Raw genomic sequence first — 13,709 nt, 5'->3', positions numbered from 1 at the left:
CCTGGATCATGGTGCGGACGCGCGCGGCCCGGCGGAAAGCGTCAGACGGGCTTGCGCAGGAAACCTTGGTTGCCGCCGTTGCGGTTGGGCGCGAAGCCGTTGGCCTGCAGCGTTTCTTCGGCCGTTTCGTAGAAGACGCCGATCTTCATGATCTCGCGCGCCTGCTGCGCCGTAGCGATGGGGCGGCCGAACTCGCCGGCGATGCGCACCAGCTGCCTGATCTGCTCGACGGAACTCATCTTTCCCGTGCGGGACTGGTTCCAGAGCACGTCCTCGATGCCGCAGCGCACGTGCAGGCCAAGGGCGATGCCTATCATGTTGACAGGCAGCACGTTGAGGACGGAGCTTTCTACCGTGACCACGGCGCCGTCGGGTACCGCGCGCAACATGTTGGCCAGGTTGTAGATATTGGCCTGGTCCATGCCGCCGCTGATGGCCACCCAGTTCATCACCAGCGGCCCTTTGTAGACACCGCGGCGGATCATGCGTTCTATGGTTTCGAAGCTGTTGATGTTGTAGCACTGGAACTCGCTCTGGATGCCGGCTGCGGTCAGGCGCCGGATATGCTCCTCGACCCAGCTGGGATTCGCGGGCACGACCATGTCCTTGTAGGTGGAGTACAGGTGGGGAAAGCCGCGAGACACGCCCCGGAAATCATCCTCGCCTGCGTGTTCAGTGACGTTCATCTGCGAGGTGTTGACGGTGACCGTCACCTGGTCGGGCCTGGGCGTCAGTTCGGCCAGCATGTGCCGGGTGTCGTCGCTCAGCCATTTGGCGGCCTGCCCCTCTTCCGGCGCGAAGCTGATGGAGCCGCCCACCTGAATGACCATCTCGGGCACGGCCTCGCGCACCCCGGCGATCAGCTCGTTGAACTTGGAGAGGCGCTTGCTGCCTTTGCCGTCGGCCTCGCGCACATGCAGATGCAGCACGGTGGCGCCGGCTTCATAGCAATCCACCGCCTTCTGGATCTGATCCTGCATGGATACCGGAATATCCTCCGGAAAGTCCGAGGGTATCCAGCCCGGCGCATAGGGCGCGGCGGTGATGATCAGGGGCTGCTGGTTTTCGGGATACAGGTGGCCGTCTAGAAAGTTCATGGCGAGGGTGCTCCGACTGGGTGGGTGAAGACTGCGTGGATCGCGCTACATGAGGGAAGCGCGGGAATACCGGCGCGCGTGGTCCACGGGCGTGCCGGCGCGTGCCGGCCGCCCCTAAAGGCGCGGCGCTGAAAGCAATGGAAGGCGGGTCAGTTGGCCCGGATGTCGAACTTCTTGACGATGGCGGCGTTGCGCTGCGAGGTCTGCCTGTTTTCAGCCAGCAGCGCGGCACTGTCGATGTTCACGTCGGGCTCCAGCCCCACGTCCGCCAGCTTCTGCTGCACCGCCGGCACGGCCGCCGCCTTGCTGATGACGGCCTGGAGCCTGACCAGGACATCGGACGGCAGCTTGCTCGAACCATAAAAACAAACCTGCCCCTGGAACTGGATCTCCGGATAGCCCAGTTCGGTCATCGTCGGCACCTCGGGCAGATCCCTGTAGCGGTTTTTCCCGGCGACCGCATAGGGGCGCAGCCGGCCGCTCCTGATCAGGGGCAAGGATGTGACCATGCCGTCGAACATGATGTCGACCTGGCCGCCTATGACGTCCTGCAGCGCCTGCGGCGACCCCGTGTAGGCGACGTGCTGCATGTCCAGCCCGGCCTGGCTGCTGAAGATCAGGCCCGAATACTGCGACACCGTGCCTGTTCCGTAGCTGGCGAAAGACGACTTGCCTTTGCGCGCCTTCAGATGCGCAACCAGGCTCTGGAAATCCTTGGCCGGATAGTCGGCGGCGCTGACGAGCGCATAGCTGGTGTACGCAACCCGGGCGATGGTCACGATGTCCTTGAGCGGGTCGTATGGCACCTTCATCACCTGCGGCGCTTCGACCAGCATATTGCTCGGCCCCAGCGCGATCGTGTTGCCGTCGGGGTCGGCCTTCAGCATGGCGCTGAGGCCGATCGATCCGGTCGCGCCGGGCCGGTTCTCGATGATGACCGGCCGGCCGGTGTCGGCCGACACCTGCTGCCCGATCACGCGGGCGGCGATGTCCACGGTGCCGCCTGCCGGACCCGGCACGATGACGCGCAAGGGCTTGCCGTCCGCAGCCCAGACGCTGAACGCCAGCGACCATCCGGCCAACGCCAAGGCCGAACGCGCGTATTGATGCAGTTTCATCTTTGTCTCCTGGCTCTTTGCCGGACTGATGCGCGGGTTCCCTTTCCTGGAAAGCGCAATGTCTGGTCTATGGCCACAAGTATCCATCGCTCTGCGCGCGCTTACTTGCTATTCTGGGACATAAACTTGTCAATTTGGGACAGCATTCAGGCCGGCCTGGCCGGACCCGCCCTGCTCCACGCTGAGGGACTGCATCCGAATTGGTCGCGGAACCAATGGCTGAAGCTGCTGGGCCTGGAGAAGCCCAGCAATTCCGCCACCTCGCCCAGCGGCAGATCGCTCTCGCGCAAATGGTGCTGGACCAGGTCCCGGCGCACCTCGTCCAGCACGCGGCTGAAAGACAGGCCTTCCGCTCCGAGGCGGCGATGCAGCGTGCGGCGGTCGACGTGCAGAAAGCGCGCCACCTCCGGCGCGGAGCAGGCGCCGCCAGGCAGCAGCGCCAGGATGATCCGCCGGCAGGTCTCCTGCGCGCTTTCGCCGCGGCCGGTCATGGCCGCTTCCAGGTATTTGCGGGCCAGGCCGGCGGCCACCTGATCGCCCTGCTCCCGCGGCCTGGACAGATCGGCGGACGAGCACACCAGCCCGTTGAATTCCTGGTTGAATTTGACGTTGCGCCTGAAAAAGGCGCGATGCGCGGTAACGTCCTCAGGTGGCCGGTGCGAGAAGCAGACCTCCAGCGGCTGCCACTGCTGCCCGATCAGCTCGCTCAATATGCAGAACATGGTGCCCACCGCCAACTCCACCGACTGCCGCATCTGCAATCCGGGCGTGGGCAGCAGGTCTTCGCGGATGATCACCAGCCCGCCGGTGTCTTCAACCCGGATGATGAGCGACGCGTTCACCAGCTTCAGGTAGCGGCACAGCGTATCGAGCGCCTGCCTCGGCGTCGCTTCCTCCCGCAGCACCAGGCTGATGGGGCCGAGCGCCGATAACTTGCGCCGCGCCGCCAGGCGCAGCGCGAAGTCTTCGATGCGCGTCGCGCGGGCCGTGATTTCCAGCAGCTCGCGTGCCGCGTCGCGCGGGATCAGCATTTCCGGGTCTTGCAGGAATCTGGCCTCCAGCCCCACGCTGCGCATGAAGGCATGGGGATCCCGGCCCAGCGACTCGACCAGCTCGACGTAGCCGTTCAAACTGCCGCTGCGCATCAGTTGGGAGACCTGCCTCATGCCCGTGCCTCGAATTCCTTGCGCAGCCACCCCAAGAACGCCTTGACCGGCGGATGGCGTTCGCGGCCCGGCGCGCACAGCGCGGTATAGGCCGCCCCCGCCACCCTGATCTCGGGCCGGTACGCCACCAGCGTGCCCGCCGCCACGCTGTCCGACACCATGACGGAACTGGCCAGCACCAGCCCCTGGCCGGCGATCGCGGCCTGCAGCGCGTAGTGCTCTTCCTCGTAGGCATGCAGCGCCGCCGGCGTGCGCCAGGAAGGCAGGCCGGCGGCCTCGCACCAGTCCTGCCAGCCCTGATCGTACAGTTGCGAATCGCGCCAGCGCACCGTGACCAGCGACGGCGCGCGCTTGCCCGGCCGCGCAACCAGCGCGGGCGCGCCATAGACGCCGAACCATTCCTGCAGCGTACAGGCTGCGTGCAGCCCGGGCCAGCGCGCGCGGCTGTAGCGGATGGCCAGGTCCATGCTGGCGTCGCGCAGCAGGTCCACGGGTTCGGGGCTGGTGTTCAGGTTCAGCTGGTATTGCGGGAACGCGGCATGGAAGCGCCCCAGCCTCGGCACCAGCCACAAGGCCGCGAACGAATGCGTGGTCGACAGGGTCAGCGCGCCCGAGGCCGGCGCGGCGCGCAAGGCGTCCAGGGTCTGCGCCACATCGAGCAAGGCGCCATGCACGCCCGCGAAGAGGCGCGCGCCCTTCTCCGTCAGGCGCACGCCGCGCGGCACGCGTTCGAACAGGGCGTAGCCCACGTGGCGTTCCAGCGCCTTGACCTGATGGGACACGGCCGTGGCCGTGACGGCCAGTTCGGCCGCGGCCAGCTTGAAGCTGAGCAGCCGGGCGGCCGCCTCGAAGGTGCGCAGCGCCGTCACCGGTAGCGTGGCGAACATGGGATCCCGGGCCTTATGGATGAAATCAATTCATCTTACTCAAGGATTCATCATTTGTCGCCCATCAGGCAGGAATACTAAATTTCCACCACTGCATGGCAGCAACCATGTCCACACAAGGAATCAAACATGAATTCAGATCATCCCACCAAGCGCCTGCTGATCCTGGTCGGCAGCCCGCGGCGCGACGGCAACAGCGCGGCCCTGGGCGCGGCCGCGCTGCAGGGCGCCGAGACGGCGGGCACCTCGGCCACGCTGCTGTTCCTGGACGACTACATTCAGTCCTTCCTGCCGGACCTGCGGCACGCCACCGCGCCCGCCGACCGCTATGCCGAGCTGTTCCTGGAGCACTTCCTGCCGGCCGACGGCGTCCTGATCTGCACCCCGATCTACTGGTACGGCATGTCGGCGCAGACCAAGGCTTTCTTCGACCGTTCGTTCAGCCATTACGCCGGCCAAGGCCCCGAACCGGAACGGGTCAAGCAGCGCATGGTCGGCAAGCGCCTGGGCCTGGCGGTGGCGTCCGAGGAAACCTACCCGGGCGCAGCCCTGGGCATCGTGCACCAGATCCAGGAATACGCGCGCTACACCCATTCGGATTTCGTCGGCTATGTGCATGGCGCCGGCAACCTGCGCGGCGAGGTCGCGGCGGACCCGCGTCGGCCGCTGCAAGCGGCGGCGGAGCTGGGCGCTGCATTCTTTACCCACAAGTACTCGGACTACCGGGTCGAAACGCCGCGCGCCCGCAATGTCTGGGAAGCCGCCCCCGCCCTGCGCAGCACGCCGGGCGTGCTGCCGTAGACCTGCTTGAAGACGCGGGTCAGATGGGCCTGGTCGGCGAAGCCCACGGCTTGCGCCGCATCCGCCAGCGCCAGACCGTCGCGCAGCAGGACACGCGCACGCGCCACCCGCCAATTGCGCAGCCAGGCCAGCGGCGGCAGGCCATAGCGCCGCGCGAATTGTTTGACCAGGGTGGTGCGGTGGCGGTCCTGGGCCGCCGCCAGGGCTTCCAGGTCCGGCGCGCACGCCGGGTCCGAGGCCATGCGCTCGCGCAGCAGCGCGCACACGTCGGACGCGTCGTCGGCAGGAACCGCCGCGGTCTGCGCATGCGCCGCCAGCAGCCCGAACAGGGCCGCGGAAATACGTTCGCGGCGCTCCGAGTCGGCGATGGCGTCGGGGGTGAGCGCGTCCAACCATGTCTGGCATAGCGCTGGATCGCGGATGACGGGGCCGGGCAGCGCAGCGCCGCCGGCAAACAGCGCGAGTTCGTGGTTTCGGAACCAGGCCGCATCGATATAAGCCATGCGATACGCCAGCGGCGCGTCCGAGGTGCCGCCCGTGTGGACCTGCCCGGGCGCGATCGCCACCAGATCGCCCTCGCCCGCGAGCTGCGCCTCGCCATGCACGGTAAAGGCGCAGCGCCCCTGCGCGATGGCGCCGATGGACCAGGCATCGTGGAAATGCGGCGCATAGCGGTAGGCGCGCAGGTCCGCGATCAGCACGTCGCCGGGCAGGCCGGCGCCGCAATGCCAGATGTGTTGGGAAACCGCCATAGATGCGTATGCGTGAGTCGCCTAGCCGAAGTAGCTCTGGTCCGAAGTCAGCGTGCGGGCCAGCAGCCACGCGTTGCGCGGGTTTTCTCCCACGCGGCGCACGGCATAAGGCCACCAGTCGCCGCCGAAGGGCAGATAGACCCTGACGTTATAGCCCAAACGACGCAGCGCGAGTTGCCAGTCCGGACGCACGCCGTAGAGCATTTCGAATTCGAAGGCATCTGGCGGCCAGCCGCGTTCCCGCGCCAGTTCCATGATGGCGCCAGCCAGGCGGTCGTCATGCGTGCCGAAGACCGGTTGGAAACCCGACTCCAGCGCCTCGCGCGACAGCATGATGGTGGCTGCGTCCAGGTAGGCCTGGTCGATGCGCGCGCGGCCGGCGTGGTCCAGTTCGCGCTCCGGAAACGCGCCCTTGACCAGCCGCAGCGAGGTACGCTGGCGGATCGCCCAGACCAGGTCCAGCGGCGTGCGCCGCCGCTGCGCCTGCAGGGTCAGGCCTGCCGGGATGCCGGCCGCCAGCAATTCGCGATGCAAGGCGCAGGTGCGGTCGCAGATGGAGGAATCCTCCATGTCCAACACCATCCAGTCGCGCCCCAGGCCGACCCCGCGGCGCGCCGCCAGGCCGATGCGCCGGGCATTGTCCCGGCCCAGCGCATCGTCGCGCATATAGCCGATGGCCGTGGGATCGACGGATACGTGCACGTCCAGCCCGGCATGCGCCAGCGCCCGGCAGGCACCCACGGCCTGCGCCACGTTGTGCTCGATGGAGTCGGGATCGTCGACGTATTCGCCCAGGTAAAAGAGCGATGCGCGAATCCCGTGCGCCTCGCGCAGCCTGGCGGCCGTGCGGACCGCGGCGTCCACGTCGGCGCCGCCGACGAAACGGGCCGCCAGCGACGTGCGGGCCGCCATGGCCCGCATCGCCCGCCCCACGCCCGGGCTGCGCGCCAGCGCGATGGCGGTTCTCTGGAACATGCTCATGGGCTCTCTCCCTGCAAAGAGAGCCACTGTGCCGGGACGGCGGGTGTGCGTCTTGAACGCCAGTGAAAAGTTCCTAGTCCAGCGCCAGCGCGCGGGCGCGGCCGAACAGCGGACGCTGCACCGTCTGCGCCAGCAGCACGCCGGCCAGCGTCACCGCGCCGCCCAGCAGGTGGTACAGGTGCAATTGCTCGCGCAACAGGACGAAGGCGGCCAGCGCGGTGAACAGCGGCAACAGGTTGATAAAGATGCTGCAGCGGTTGGGCCCCAGGCGATGCACCCCTTCGATCCACAGATAGGACAGCAGCACCGACGAGAAGATGCCGGCGTACAGGATCAGCGGAATCGTGTTCATGTCCAGCGCAGCCTGCGCCGCCGGCACGCGCAGATACAGCGGCAGCATATAGAGCAGCGCGAAGATCGATTGCACGAAAGTGGATTGCCAGGCCGGCAGCGGCACCTTCCAATGGCGCAGCAGCACGCCGTACAGCGCATAGGACAAAGCCGCCAGCAGCATCAGGCCGTCGCCGACGTGGATGCCGTGCTGGAACACGCTCAGCATGTCGCCCTGCCCCACCAGGTACAGCAGGCCCAGGAACGACAGCGCGCCGCCGGCCGCCATGCCCAGGGTCAGCGGATCGCGCAGGATCACCACGCTGAGCAGCATGCTCAGCAAGGGGATCAGCGCCGTCAGGATCGCCATGTTGGTGGCGGTGGTGGTTTCGGCGGCGCGGTAGGACAGCGCCTGGAACAGCGCCGAAGACAGGGCGCCGTACAGCGCCAGCTTGGGCCAGTGGCGCAGGATGGTCTTGCGGTTGCGCCAGGCCGGGCCGGCGGTGAACAGGCCCATCAGGAACAGGGCCAGCACCAGCCGGTAGAAGGTAATGGCGGTGGGCGAGATGGCGCTGGCGGCCATCTTGGAGACAATGACGTTGCCCGCCCAGAACAGAATGGCGAACAACGGAAACAGGTAGGACATGATGGTTGCGCTCGGAGGATAAGGGATGGTCTCCGGCCGCTTGCGGCGCCCCTGGAGGCTGCGCAAGCGGCGGAGTATCGCTATCCTATTGAGCGCGATCCGGTCCGTCTGCCGATGAAAAGGCAGCGGCTATCGCAAAACGGACATTGCCCGTGTCAGGGACGGAATGGCGCGGGATCCAGCGGCAGCTCCAGCCCGCCCATCTGGGCCGTCAACAGCGCGGCGCTGCCGCAGGCCAGGGTAAAGCCCAGCGCACCCTGCCCGATGTTGAGCCACAGGTTGTCGGCCGCAGGGCTGCGCCCGATCAGCGGCTTGCCGGTAGGGGTGGCCGGACGCAGCCCTGCCCAGGGCTCGGCTTGGCGCAGGTCCAGCGCCGGGAAAGCCTCGTGCACCTGGCGCTTGAGCAGCCCGATGCGCGCCGTGTCGATGCCGGCGTCGGCGCTGCCGATGTCGACCATGGCCGCGATCCGCAGCACGCCGCCCACGCGGGCGTAGACGATGCGCCGCTCATAGTCGGTCACGCTGATGCGCGGCGCCACCGACTCGTCGTCCTCATCCAGCGGCACGCTCAGGCTGTAGCCCTTCAGCGGATACAGCGGCACGTCGTGGCCCAGGGGCTTGAGCAGCGCGCGCGTGCCGACGCCGGTGGCCAGCACGATGGCATCGGCGCCGATGTCGCCGTCGCGCGTGTTCACCGCCACGATGCGGCGGCCCTCGCGCTGCAGTCCCGACACCGGATTGGACATGGCGCATTGCACATTGGCCATGGACTGCAGGCGGTCGAACAGCGCTTCGGTGAACTGGCGGCAGTCGCCCGCCTCTTCGCTGGGGGTATAGATGGCGCCCGCCAGGCTGCCGCCCATGCCGGCCAGCGCCGGCTCCAGGGCCAGGGTCTGCGCCGCGTCCAGCACCTGCTGGTCGGCGCCGTGGGCGGCCTGATAGGCCACCAGTTCGCGCGCCTTGTCCAGCAAGGCCGCGCTGCGGTAGGCAATCAGCTTGCCGTTCTTCAGATGGCCGAACGCCAGGTCTTCCTGCTCCAGCAGGGAATGCATCACGTCACGGCTGAGATAGGACAGGCTCGCCAGTTGGGCCGTGGAAGCCTTGGCCACCGAGGCCCGGCACGCCAGCGCGAACTGCAGGCACCAGCGCCATTGATGGGGATCCAGCCTGGGCCGGAAACGCAACGGGGAATCCTCGCGCAGCAGCCAGCCCGGCACGCTGGGCAGCACGCCCGGACCGGCCAAAGGCGCCACATAGCTATAGCTGAGCTGGCCGCCATTGGCGTAGCTGGAGACCTCGGCCGGACGCGCCTGGCTGTCCACCAGCACCACGTCATGGCCCTGGCGCGCCAGGAAATAGGCCGACGCGACACCCACGACGCCAGCGCCGATTACGCAAACCCGCATACTCATAGATCCAGAAAGACAGGGGAAACGCTCTATTCTGGGATGCGCCGCGCCCGTCCGGCAAATGCCAAACTCCGCAGGGTCCATAACAAAACATCATGCCCCCGCCTCAGGCGGCGCGGTGCAGCTTGATGATGGCCGCGGCCGTGGGGTCGCGCACCAGGTCGGCCAGGGTGTAGCCGTTGAGCGCCTCGTAGAAGGCCTGCAGGGTCTGCGCCAGCACGCCGGACAAGCGGCATGAGCCGTCCAGCGCACAGGGAGGCTCGCGGCAGTCGATCAGCGGCCCCTGCTGCTCCAGCTGCCGGATCAGATCGCCCAGCCGGTAATCGCCGGCGGACCTCGACAGCCGCAACCCGCCGCCCTTGCCGCGCGAGGTGCTGACCCACCCTTGCTGCGCCATGAAGTGCGCCACCTTCACCAGATGATTGCGCGACACGCTGAAGCGGTCGGCGATCTCCGGGATGGTGACGGCGGCGGGCCGGTCGCGGCATTGCGTCAGGTACATCAGGACGCGCAGGCCGAAATCGGTGAATCGGGTCAGTTGCATGGCTGGGAGGAAAGGGATGGGCGCTGGCGGCCCGAGAGCTCAGGCCGCCAGAATACACCGCTCAGGCGGGCGCACCGCCGGTGCCGAAGGCTTCGGCGTGGATGCGGTCTGCCGGCACGCCCAGGCCGGTCAGGGCCTCGCGCTGCGCGCGCATGAAGGCCGCCGGGCCACACAGGTAGTAGTCCGCGCCGGGCACGATGACCTCGTCGCGGATAGCGTTCAGGTCCACCCGGCCGGCGTAGTCGTAATCGCGCCCAGGCTGGTCGCCGTGGCCGACTTCCTCATAGAACACCGCCTTGCGCACATTGGCGCGTTCGGCGGCGATGTCGTTGACGTGGTCGCGCAAGGCGTGGACCGAGTGGTTGCGGCAGCCGTGCACAAAGCGGATCTGGCGTTCGTCGTTCAGGCCCACCAGATGGTTCAGGATGGAAACCATGGGCGTCAAGCCCACGCCGCCGCTCAGCAACACCACCGGCGCATTGCCTTCCTCGCGCAAATAGAAATCGCCCTGGGGCGGCGCCACGTCCAGCACCCCGCCCTCTTCCAGGCGGTCATGCAGGGCGTTGGACACGCGGCCGGCCGGCGTATCGGCACCGCCCGCTTCGCGCTTGACCGAGATGCGCAGGCGGTCCTGCCCCGGCGCGTCGGACAGGCTGTACTGGCGCGGCTGCATCAGGCCCAGCTCGGGCACGAACACGCGCACCGACACGTACTGGCCGGGACGGTAGGCCGGCACCTCGCCGCCATCGGCCGGCGCCAGGTAGAAAGACGTGATCTCGGCGCTTTCGCGCTGCTTGCCCACCACGCGGAAGGCGCGCCAGCCCGTCCACCCGCCCGGCTTGGCGGCCGATTCCGCGTACAGGCGCGCCTCTTCGGCGATCAGCAGGTCGGCCAGTTGGCCGTAGGCCGCGGCCCAGGCAGCGATCAGTTCGTCCGTGGCCGCCTCGCCCAGCACTTCGCTGATCGAGGCCAGCAGATGCTTGCCCACGATCTGGTAATGCTCGGGCCGTATGCCCAGGCTGACGTGCTTGTGCACGATGCGCGTCACCACGGGCATCAGCACCGAGGGATCGTCGATGTGCTCGGCATAGGCCGTGACCGCGCCGGCCAGCGCGTGCTGCTGCTCGCCGCCCGCCTGATGGGCCTGGTTGAAGACCTGCTTGAGCTCGGGGTTGTGCTTGAACATGCGGGCATAGAAATGCTTGGTCAGCGCGACGCCGTGCGTCTTGAGAACGGGGGCCGTGCCTTTGACCAGGGCGCGGATTTGGGGGCTCAACATCTACTGCTCCTTTGTGGCGCGATCGGAATCGCCATTAAATATGTATTTATAATACATCTTTAAATGCCCGCAGAAAAACGCCGCTGAGTTCATTCCTGTCCGGCGCCCCACTCGCCCAGGATGGCAAGCGTTGGTAACACGCAAGCCGCTTCGGCCCGCCATTGGGGACGTAATGCGCTGTCAGCCTGGGCGCGCCATACCGCGGACGCGATCCAGTCATCCCCCAGGCGATAGGAACAAGCGCGCCACCGTCCAGGCGGCGCGCGCAGGCGCCATCCCGTCTTGTCATCGGGCGCCAGGCCCACCGACGCCATGTCCGCAGGGAAATCCAGGCCGGCCGCCTTGATGAAGGCTTCCTTCAGAGTCCACAAGAGATAGAAGCGCTCTAGCTGCGCCGCGCCCTGCAGGCCGGCCAGCGCCTCGCGTTCGACGGGTGTGCAAACCCATTCGGCCAGGCGCAACACCGCGCGCGGCCGGATGCGCTCCAGGTCGGCGCCTAGCGCCCATCCCCGGGGCGCCGCCGCGCAGACCGCATGGCCGCCGCTATGGCTGAGCGAGGTGGCCGCGTCCGGAGCGGCCTGCCTGACGCTTTGCAGCAACGCCCTGCTGACCCGCCAATCGCTCTGCGCCTTCGAACTGCGCAGCGCCGGGGCGCGCACCGCATCCTCGGCCGACAGCTCCTGGCTGCGGTAGCTGGCGGCGGCGCCTTGGTCTGCCCACCAGATGAAAAGTTCCTGAACGTTCACGGGAGTAAGTAACAAATAGCAAGCTGGAGTGTAAGAAATACGGGAAATATTGTGTATTATGTAACGTTTTAAATCAAAATGGCCTGACATCGCCATAGTAGAATCGCGCGCTATGTTGACGTTTTCGATCGCGCAATGGCAGGGTTGGGCGCAAGGAATCGATAGCCCCAGCGACTGGTTGGAATGGGCCGAACATCCGTTCTGCCCGATCGGAAATCAGAACCCGCCTCGCCTGGACTTCCTGCCCCCCTTGCAACGCCGCCGCTTGAGCCCTCTGGCTCGCGGCGTGTTCGACTGCGCGTGGCCGATAGCCGAGGGGCGGCCCGCCATGCCGCTGGTGTTTGCCTCCCGCCATGGCGAAACCACGCGCAACTTCGGCCTGCTGCAGGCGCTGGCGGCGGACGAACCTTTGTCGCCCACGGCCTTCGGCCTGTCCGTGCACAACGCCATCGCCGCGCAGTGGTCGATCATACGCCGCGAAACCACCGAATCCGTGGCCTTGTCGGCGGAAGACGATGGCCTGGAACATGCCTTCATCGAAGCGTCCATGCTGTTCGATGCAGGCCACCAGGACGTGCTTGTGGTGTTGGCCGAGGAACGTCCGCCCGCGCCTTACACCTCCTGGGTGGATGACGCGCCTTACTCTTATGCGCTCGCCTTGCACCTGCGCCCCGGCGCGGACTGGACGCTGACCCTGGCCCCGCAAACCCCGGTTGCCGCCGACGCGGCGCAGGCCTGGCCCAATCCCTTGAACCTGCTGCGCCACCTCTTGCTGCGCACGCCCGACTGGCGACACGCCAACCGCTCCCGACTATGGACCTGGACACGCACTGCATGACGAGCGCCACGCCTGCCCGGCAGGACTTCTGGCTCTGGCGCCTGTTCGCCACAGGCATGGCCTTCACTCTCTTCGGGATCGGCGGCGTGCTGTTGCGCGTGCTGGTGTTCCCGCCGCAGCGTCTGCTGCCCGGCGACAAGGCGGACCGCCAACGCCGAGCGCGCGGCGCGCTGAACCGCACCTTCCGCATGTTCATCCGCTTCATGGTCCGCACTGGCATCCTGACCGTGGAATTCAAGGGCGCCGAACGCCTCGGCCAGCCCGGCCAGATGATCCTGGCCAACCACCCTTCGCTGCTGGACGTGGTGTTCCTGGTCGGCCACGTCAAGAACGCCAACTGCATCGTCAAGCACGGCCTGGCGACCAATCCGTTCACCCGCGGCCCGGTGGCCAATGCCGGGTACATCACCAATGACGAAAGCTTCGACATGTTCGACCGCGCGGCAGACGCGCTGCGCGCAGGCGAAACCCTGATTGTCTTTCCCGAAGGCACGCGCACGCCGCGCGACGCCATGCCGCGCTTCCATCGCGGCGCCTGCGCCATCGCGCTGCGCGGCGCGCGCGTGGTGACGCCCGTGGTCATCAGCATGAATCCCCGCAGCCTGACCAAGGGCGAACCCTGGTATCGGATCCCGCCCTGCCGCATGCGCTACGTGATCCGCGTGGGAGAGGACATCGACCCCGCCACCTGGAGCGGCGCGCATCCGCTGCCGATCGCAGGGCGCAAGATGAATGATTACCTGCACGCCTATTTCGAAGCCGAGCTGGCGCATGCCGCGCCCGCCGGCGCACTCATGAACGAACAACCGCCCCAGGCGGTGGAAGTGGAGTCCTAGCCGGATGAACCAACTGGAATTTGAACTGAAGACCCTCGTCATCGAATCGCTGGGCCTGGAAGACATCGCGCCCGACGATATCGACAGCGACGCCCACCTGTTCGGCGACGGGCTCGGGCTGGATTCGGTGGACGCCCTGGAGCTGGGCCTTGCGCTGCAGAAGCGCTACGGCATCACCATCGATCCCGAAACGCGCAACATGCGCGAGCATTTCGCCAGCATCGCCAAGCTGGCCGAGTTTGTCAGCGCGCAACGCCGCGCCTAATGGATACGGAGTCC

15 protein-coding genes are annotated in these 13,709 nt (G+C 67.2%); 4 read left to right on the top strand and 11 right to left on the bottom strand.

Annotated features, from left to right (window positions below):
- Window positions 1-41: 41 nt before the first annotated feature.
- From AXYL_RS11790 to AXYL_RS11775, 4 genes are all read right to left on the bottom strand, one after another.
- On the bottom strand, window positions 42-1,097 hold the full coding sequence (locus tag AXYL_RS11790) for a 3-keto-5-aminohexanoate cleavage protein (protein ID WP_013393014.1): 1,056 nt from the start codon (window positions 1,095-1,097) through the stop codon (window positions 42-44).
- Between the two features lie 149 nt (window positions 1,098-1,246).
- A complete protein-coding gene (locus AXYL_RS11785; RefSeq protein WP_013393013.1) occupies window positions 1,247-2,215 on the bottom strand; it encodes a Bug family tripartite tricarboxylate transporter substrate binding protein in 969 nt (322 codons plus the stop codon).
- A gap of 146 nt (window positions 2,216-2,361) precedes the next feature.
- Complete coding sequence (locus AXYL_RS11780) at window positions 2,362-3,381, bottom strand: AraC family transcriptional regulator (protein WP_013393012.1); 1,020 nt, start codon at window positions 3,379-3,381, stop codon at window positions 2,362-2,364.
- On the bottom strand, window positions 3,378-4,268 hold the full coding sequence (locus AXYL_RS11775; RefSeq protein ID WP_013393011.1) for a LysR substrate-binding domain-containing protein: 891 nt from the start codon (window positions 4,266-4,268) through the stop codon (window positions 3,378-3,380). The genes AXYL_RS11780 and AXYL_RS11775 overlap by 4 nt, the downstream gene beginning before the upstream one ends.
- 129 nt (window positions 4,269-4,397) lie before the next feature.
- On the opposite strand from AXYL_RS11775, the gene AXYL_RS11770 reads away from it, so the two are divergent.
- Window positions 4,398-5,069: a flavodoxin family protein gene (locus tag AXYL_RS11770; protein ID WP_013393010.1), complete on the top strand. Its 672-nt coding sequence runs from the start codon at window positions 4,398-4,400 to the stop codon at window positions 5,067-5,069.
- Here the strand turns inward: AXYL_RS11770 and AXYL_RS11765 are convergent.
- The 7 genes from AXYL_RS11765 to AXYL_RS11735 all read right to left on the bottom strand — a co-directional run bounded on the left by AXYL_RS11765 (window position 4,988) and on the right by AXYL_RS11735 (window position 11,756).
- On the bottom strand, window positions 4,988-5,821 hold the full coding sequence (locus AXYL_RS11765; protein ID WP_013393009.1) for a helix-turn-helix transcriptional regulator: 834 nt from the start codon (window positions 5,819-5,821) through the stop codon (window positions 4,988-4,990). The genes AXYL_RS11770 and AXYL_RS11765 overlap by 82 nt on opposite strands.
- Window positions 5,822-5,842: 21 nt before the next feature.
- Window positions 5,843-6,802, bottom strand: a complete 960-nt coding sequence (locus AXYL_RS11760; RefSeq protein WP_013393008.1) for a proline dehydrogenase family protein — start codon at window positions 6,800-6,802, stop codon at window positions 5,843-5,845.
- A 73-nt stretch (window positions 6,803-6,875) separates the two neighbouring features.
- Window positions 6,876-7,778 carry a DMT family transporter gene (locus tag AXYL_RS11755; RefSeq protein WP_013393007.1) on the bottom strand — a complete coding sequence of 301 codons (903 nt, stop codon included), beginning with the start codon at window positions 7,776-7,778 and terminating at the stop codon, window positions 6,876-6,878.
- A gap of 155 nt (window positions 7,779-7,933) precedes the next feature.
- Complete coding sequence (locus AXYL_RS11750) at window positions 7,934-9,184, bottom strand: D-amino acid dehydrogenase (protein WP_041653304.1); 1,251 nt, start codon at window positions 9,182-9,184, stop codon at window positions 7,934-7,936.
- Between the two features lie 109 nt (window positions 9,185-9,293).
- Complete coding sequence (locus AXYL_RS11745) at window positions 9,294-9,731, bottom strand: Rrf2 family transcriptional regulator (protein WP_013393005.1); 438 nt, start codon at window positions 9,729-9,731, stop codon at window positions 9,294-9,296.
- A gap of 61 nt (window positions 9,732-9,792) precedes the next feature.
- Window positions 9,793-11,010: an NO-inducible flavohemoprotein gene (gene hmpA, locus AXYL_RS11740; RefSeq protein ID WP_013393004.1), complete on the bottom strand. Its 1,218-nt coding sequence runs from the start codon at window positions 11,008-11,010 to the stop codon at window positions 9,793-9,795.
- An 89-nt stretch (window positions 11,011-11,099) separates the two neighbouring features.
- On the bottom strand, window positions 11,100-11,756 hold the full coding sequence (locus tag AXYL_RS11735; RefSeq protein WP_013393003.1) for a 4'-phosphopantetheinyl transferase family protein: 657 nt from the start codon (window positions 11,754-11,756) through the stop codon (window positions 11,100-11,102).
- 112 nt (window positions 11,757-11,868) lie between these two features.
- Here AXYL_RS11735 and AXYL_RS11730 point away from each other — a divergent pair, with 112 nt between their 5' ends.
- The 3 genes from AXYL_RS11730 to AXYL_RS11720 are packed head-to-tail and all read left to right on the top strand — an operon-like array spanning window position 11,869 to window position 13,695.
- Window positions 11,869-12,594, top strand: a complete 726-nt coding sequence (locus AXYL_RS11730) for a beta-ketoacyl synthase chain length factor (protein WP_013393002.1) — start codon at window positions 11,869-11,871, stop codon at window positions 12,592-12,594.
- A complete protein-coding gene (locus AXYL_RS11725; RefSeq protein ID WP_148260601.1) occupies window positions 12,591-13,430 on the top strand; it encodes a lysophospholipid acyltransferase family protein in 840 nt (279 codons plus the stop codon). Before AXYL_RS11730 ends, AXYL_RS11725 begins: the two co-directional genes overlap by 4 nt.
- Before the next feature lie 4 nt (window positions 13,431-13,434).
- The gene (locus AXYL_RS11720; protein WP_013393000.1) at window positions 13,435-13,695 is read left to right on the top strand and encodes a phosphopantetheine-binding protein; all 261 of its coding nucleotides are present in this window, start codon (window positions 13,435-13,437) and stop codon (window positions 13,693-13,695) included.
- Window positions 13,696-13,709 lie beyond the last annotated feature (14 nt).

It is taken from the genome of Achromobacter xylosoxidans A8 (assembly GCF_000165835.1).
GTDB lineage: Bacteria > Pseudomonadota > Gammaproteobacteria > Burkholderiales > Burkholderiaceae_B > Achromobacter > Achromobacter xylosoxidans_B.
The sequence above is the reverse complement of the archived record's forward strand: the minus strand, read 5'-3'. Positions and strand labels throughout refer to the sequence as shown.

Coding starts and splice junctions, on each gene's coding strand:
- AXYL_RS11790 (WP_013393014.1), bottom strand. CDS start 1,097: ATGAACTTTCTAGACGGCCACCTGTATCCCGAAAACCAGCAGCCCCTG.
- AXYL_RS11785 (WP_013393013.1), bottom strand. CDS start 2,215: ATGAAACTGCATCAATACGCGCGTTCGGCCTTGGCGTTGGCCGGATGG.
- AXYL_RS11780 (WP_013393012.1), bottom strand. CDS start 3,381: ATGAGGCAGGTCTCCCAACTGATGCGCAGCGGCAGTTTGAACGGCTAC.
- AXYL_RS11775 (WP_013393011.1), bottom strand. CDS start 4,268: ATGTTCGCCACGCTACCGGTGACGGCGCTGCGCACCTTCGAGGCGGCC.
- AXYL_RS11770 (WP_013393010.1), top strand. CDS start 4,398: ATGAATTCAGATCATCCCACCAAGCGCCTGCTGATCCTGGTCGGCAGC.
- AXYL_RS11765 (WP_013393009.1), bottom strand. CDS start 5,821: ATGGCGGTTTCCCAACACATCTGGCATTGCGGCGCCGGCCTGCCCGGC.
- AXYL_RS11760 (WP_013393008.1), bottom strand. CDS start 6,802: ATGAGCATGTTCCAGAGAACCGCCATCGCGCTGGCGCGCAGCCCGGGC.
- AXYL_RS11755 (WP_013393007.1), bottom strand. CDS start 7,778: ATGTCCTACCTGTTTCCGTTGTTCGCCATTCTGTTCTGGGCGGGCAAC.
- AXYL_RS11750 (WP_041653304.1), bottom strand. CDS start 9,184: ATGCGGGTTTGCGTAATCGGCGCTGGCGTCGTGGGTGTCGCGTCGGCC.
- AXYL_RS11745 (WP_013393005.1), bottom strand. CDS start 9,731: ATGCAACTGACCCGATTCACCGATTTCGGCCTGCGCGTCCTGATGTAC.
- hmpA (WP_013393004.1), bottom strand. CDS start 11,010: ATGTTGAGCCCCCAAATCCGCGCCCTGGTCAAAGGCACGGCCCCCGTT.
- AXYL_RS11730 (WP_013393002.1), top strand. CDS start 11,869: ATGTTGACGTTTTCGATCGCGCAATGGCAGGGTTGGGCGCAAGGAATC.
- AXYL_RS11725 (WP_148260601.1), top strand. CDS start 12,591: ATGACGAGCGCCACGCCTGCCCGGCAGGACTTCTGGCTCTGGCGCCTG.
- AXYL_RS11720 (WP_013393000.1), top strand. CDS start 13,435: ATGAACCAACTGGAATTTGAACTGAAGACCCTCGTCATCGAATCGCTG.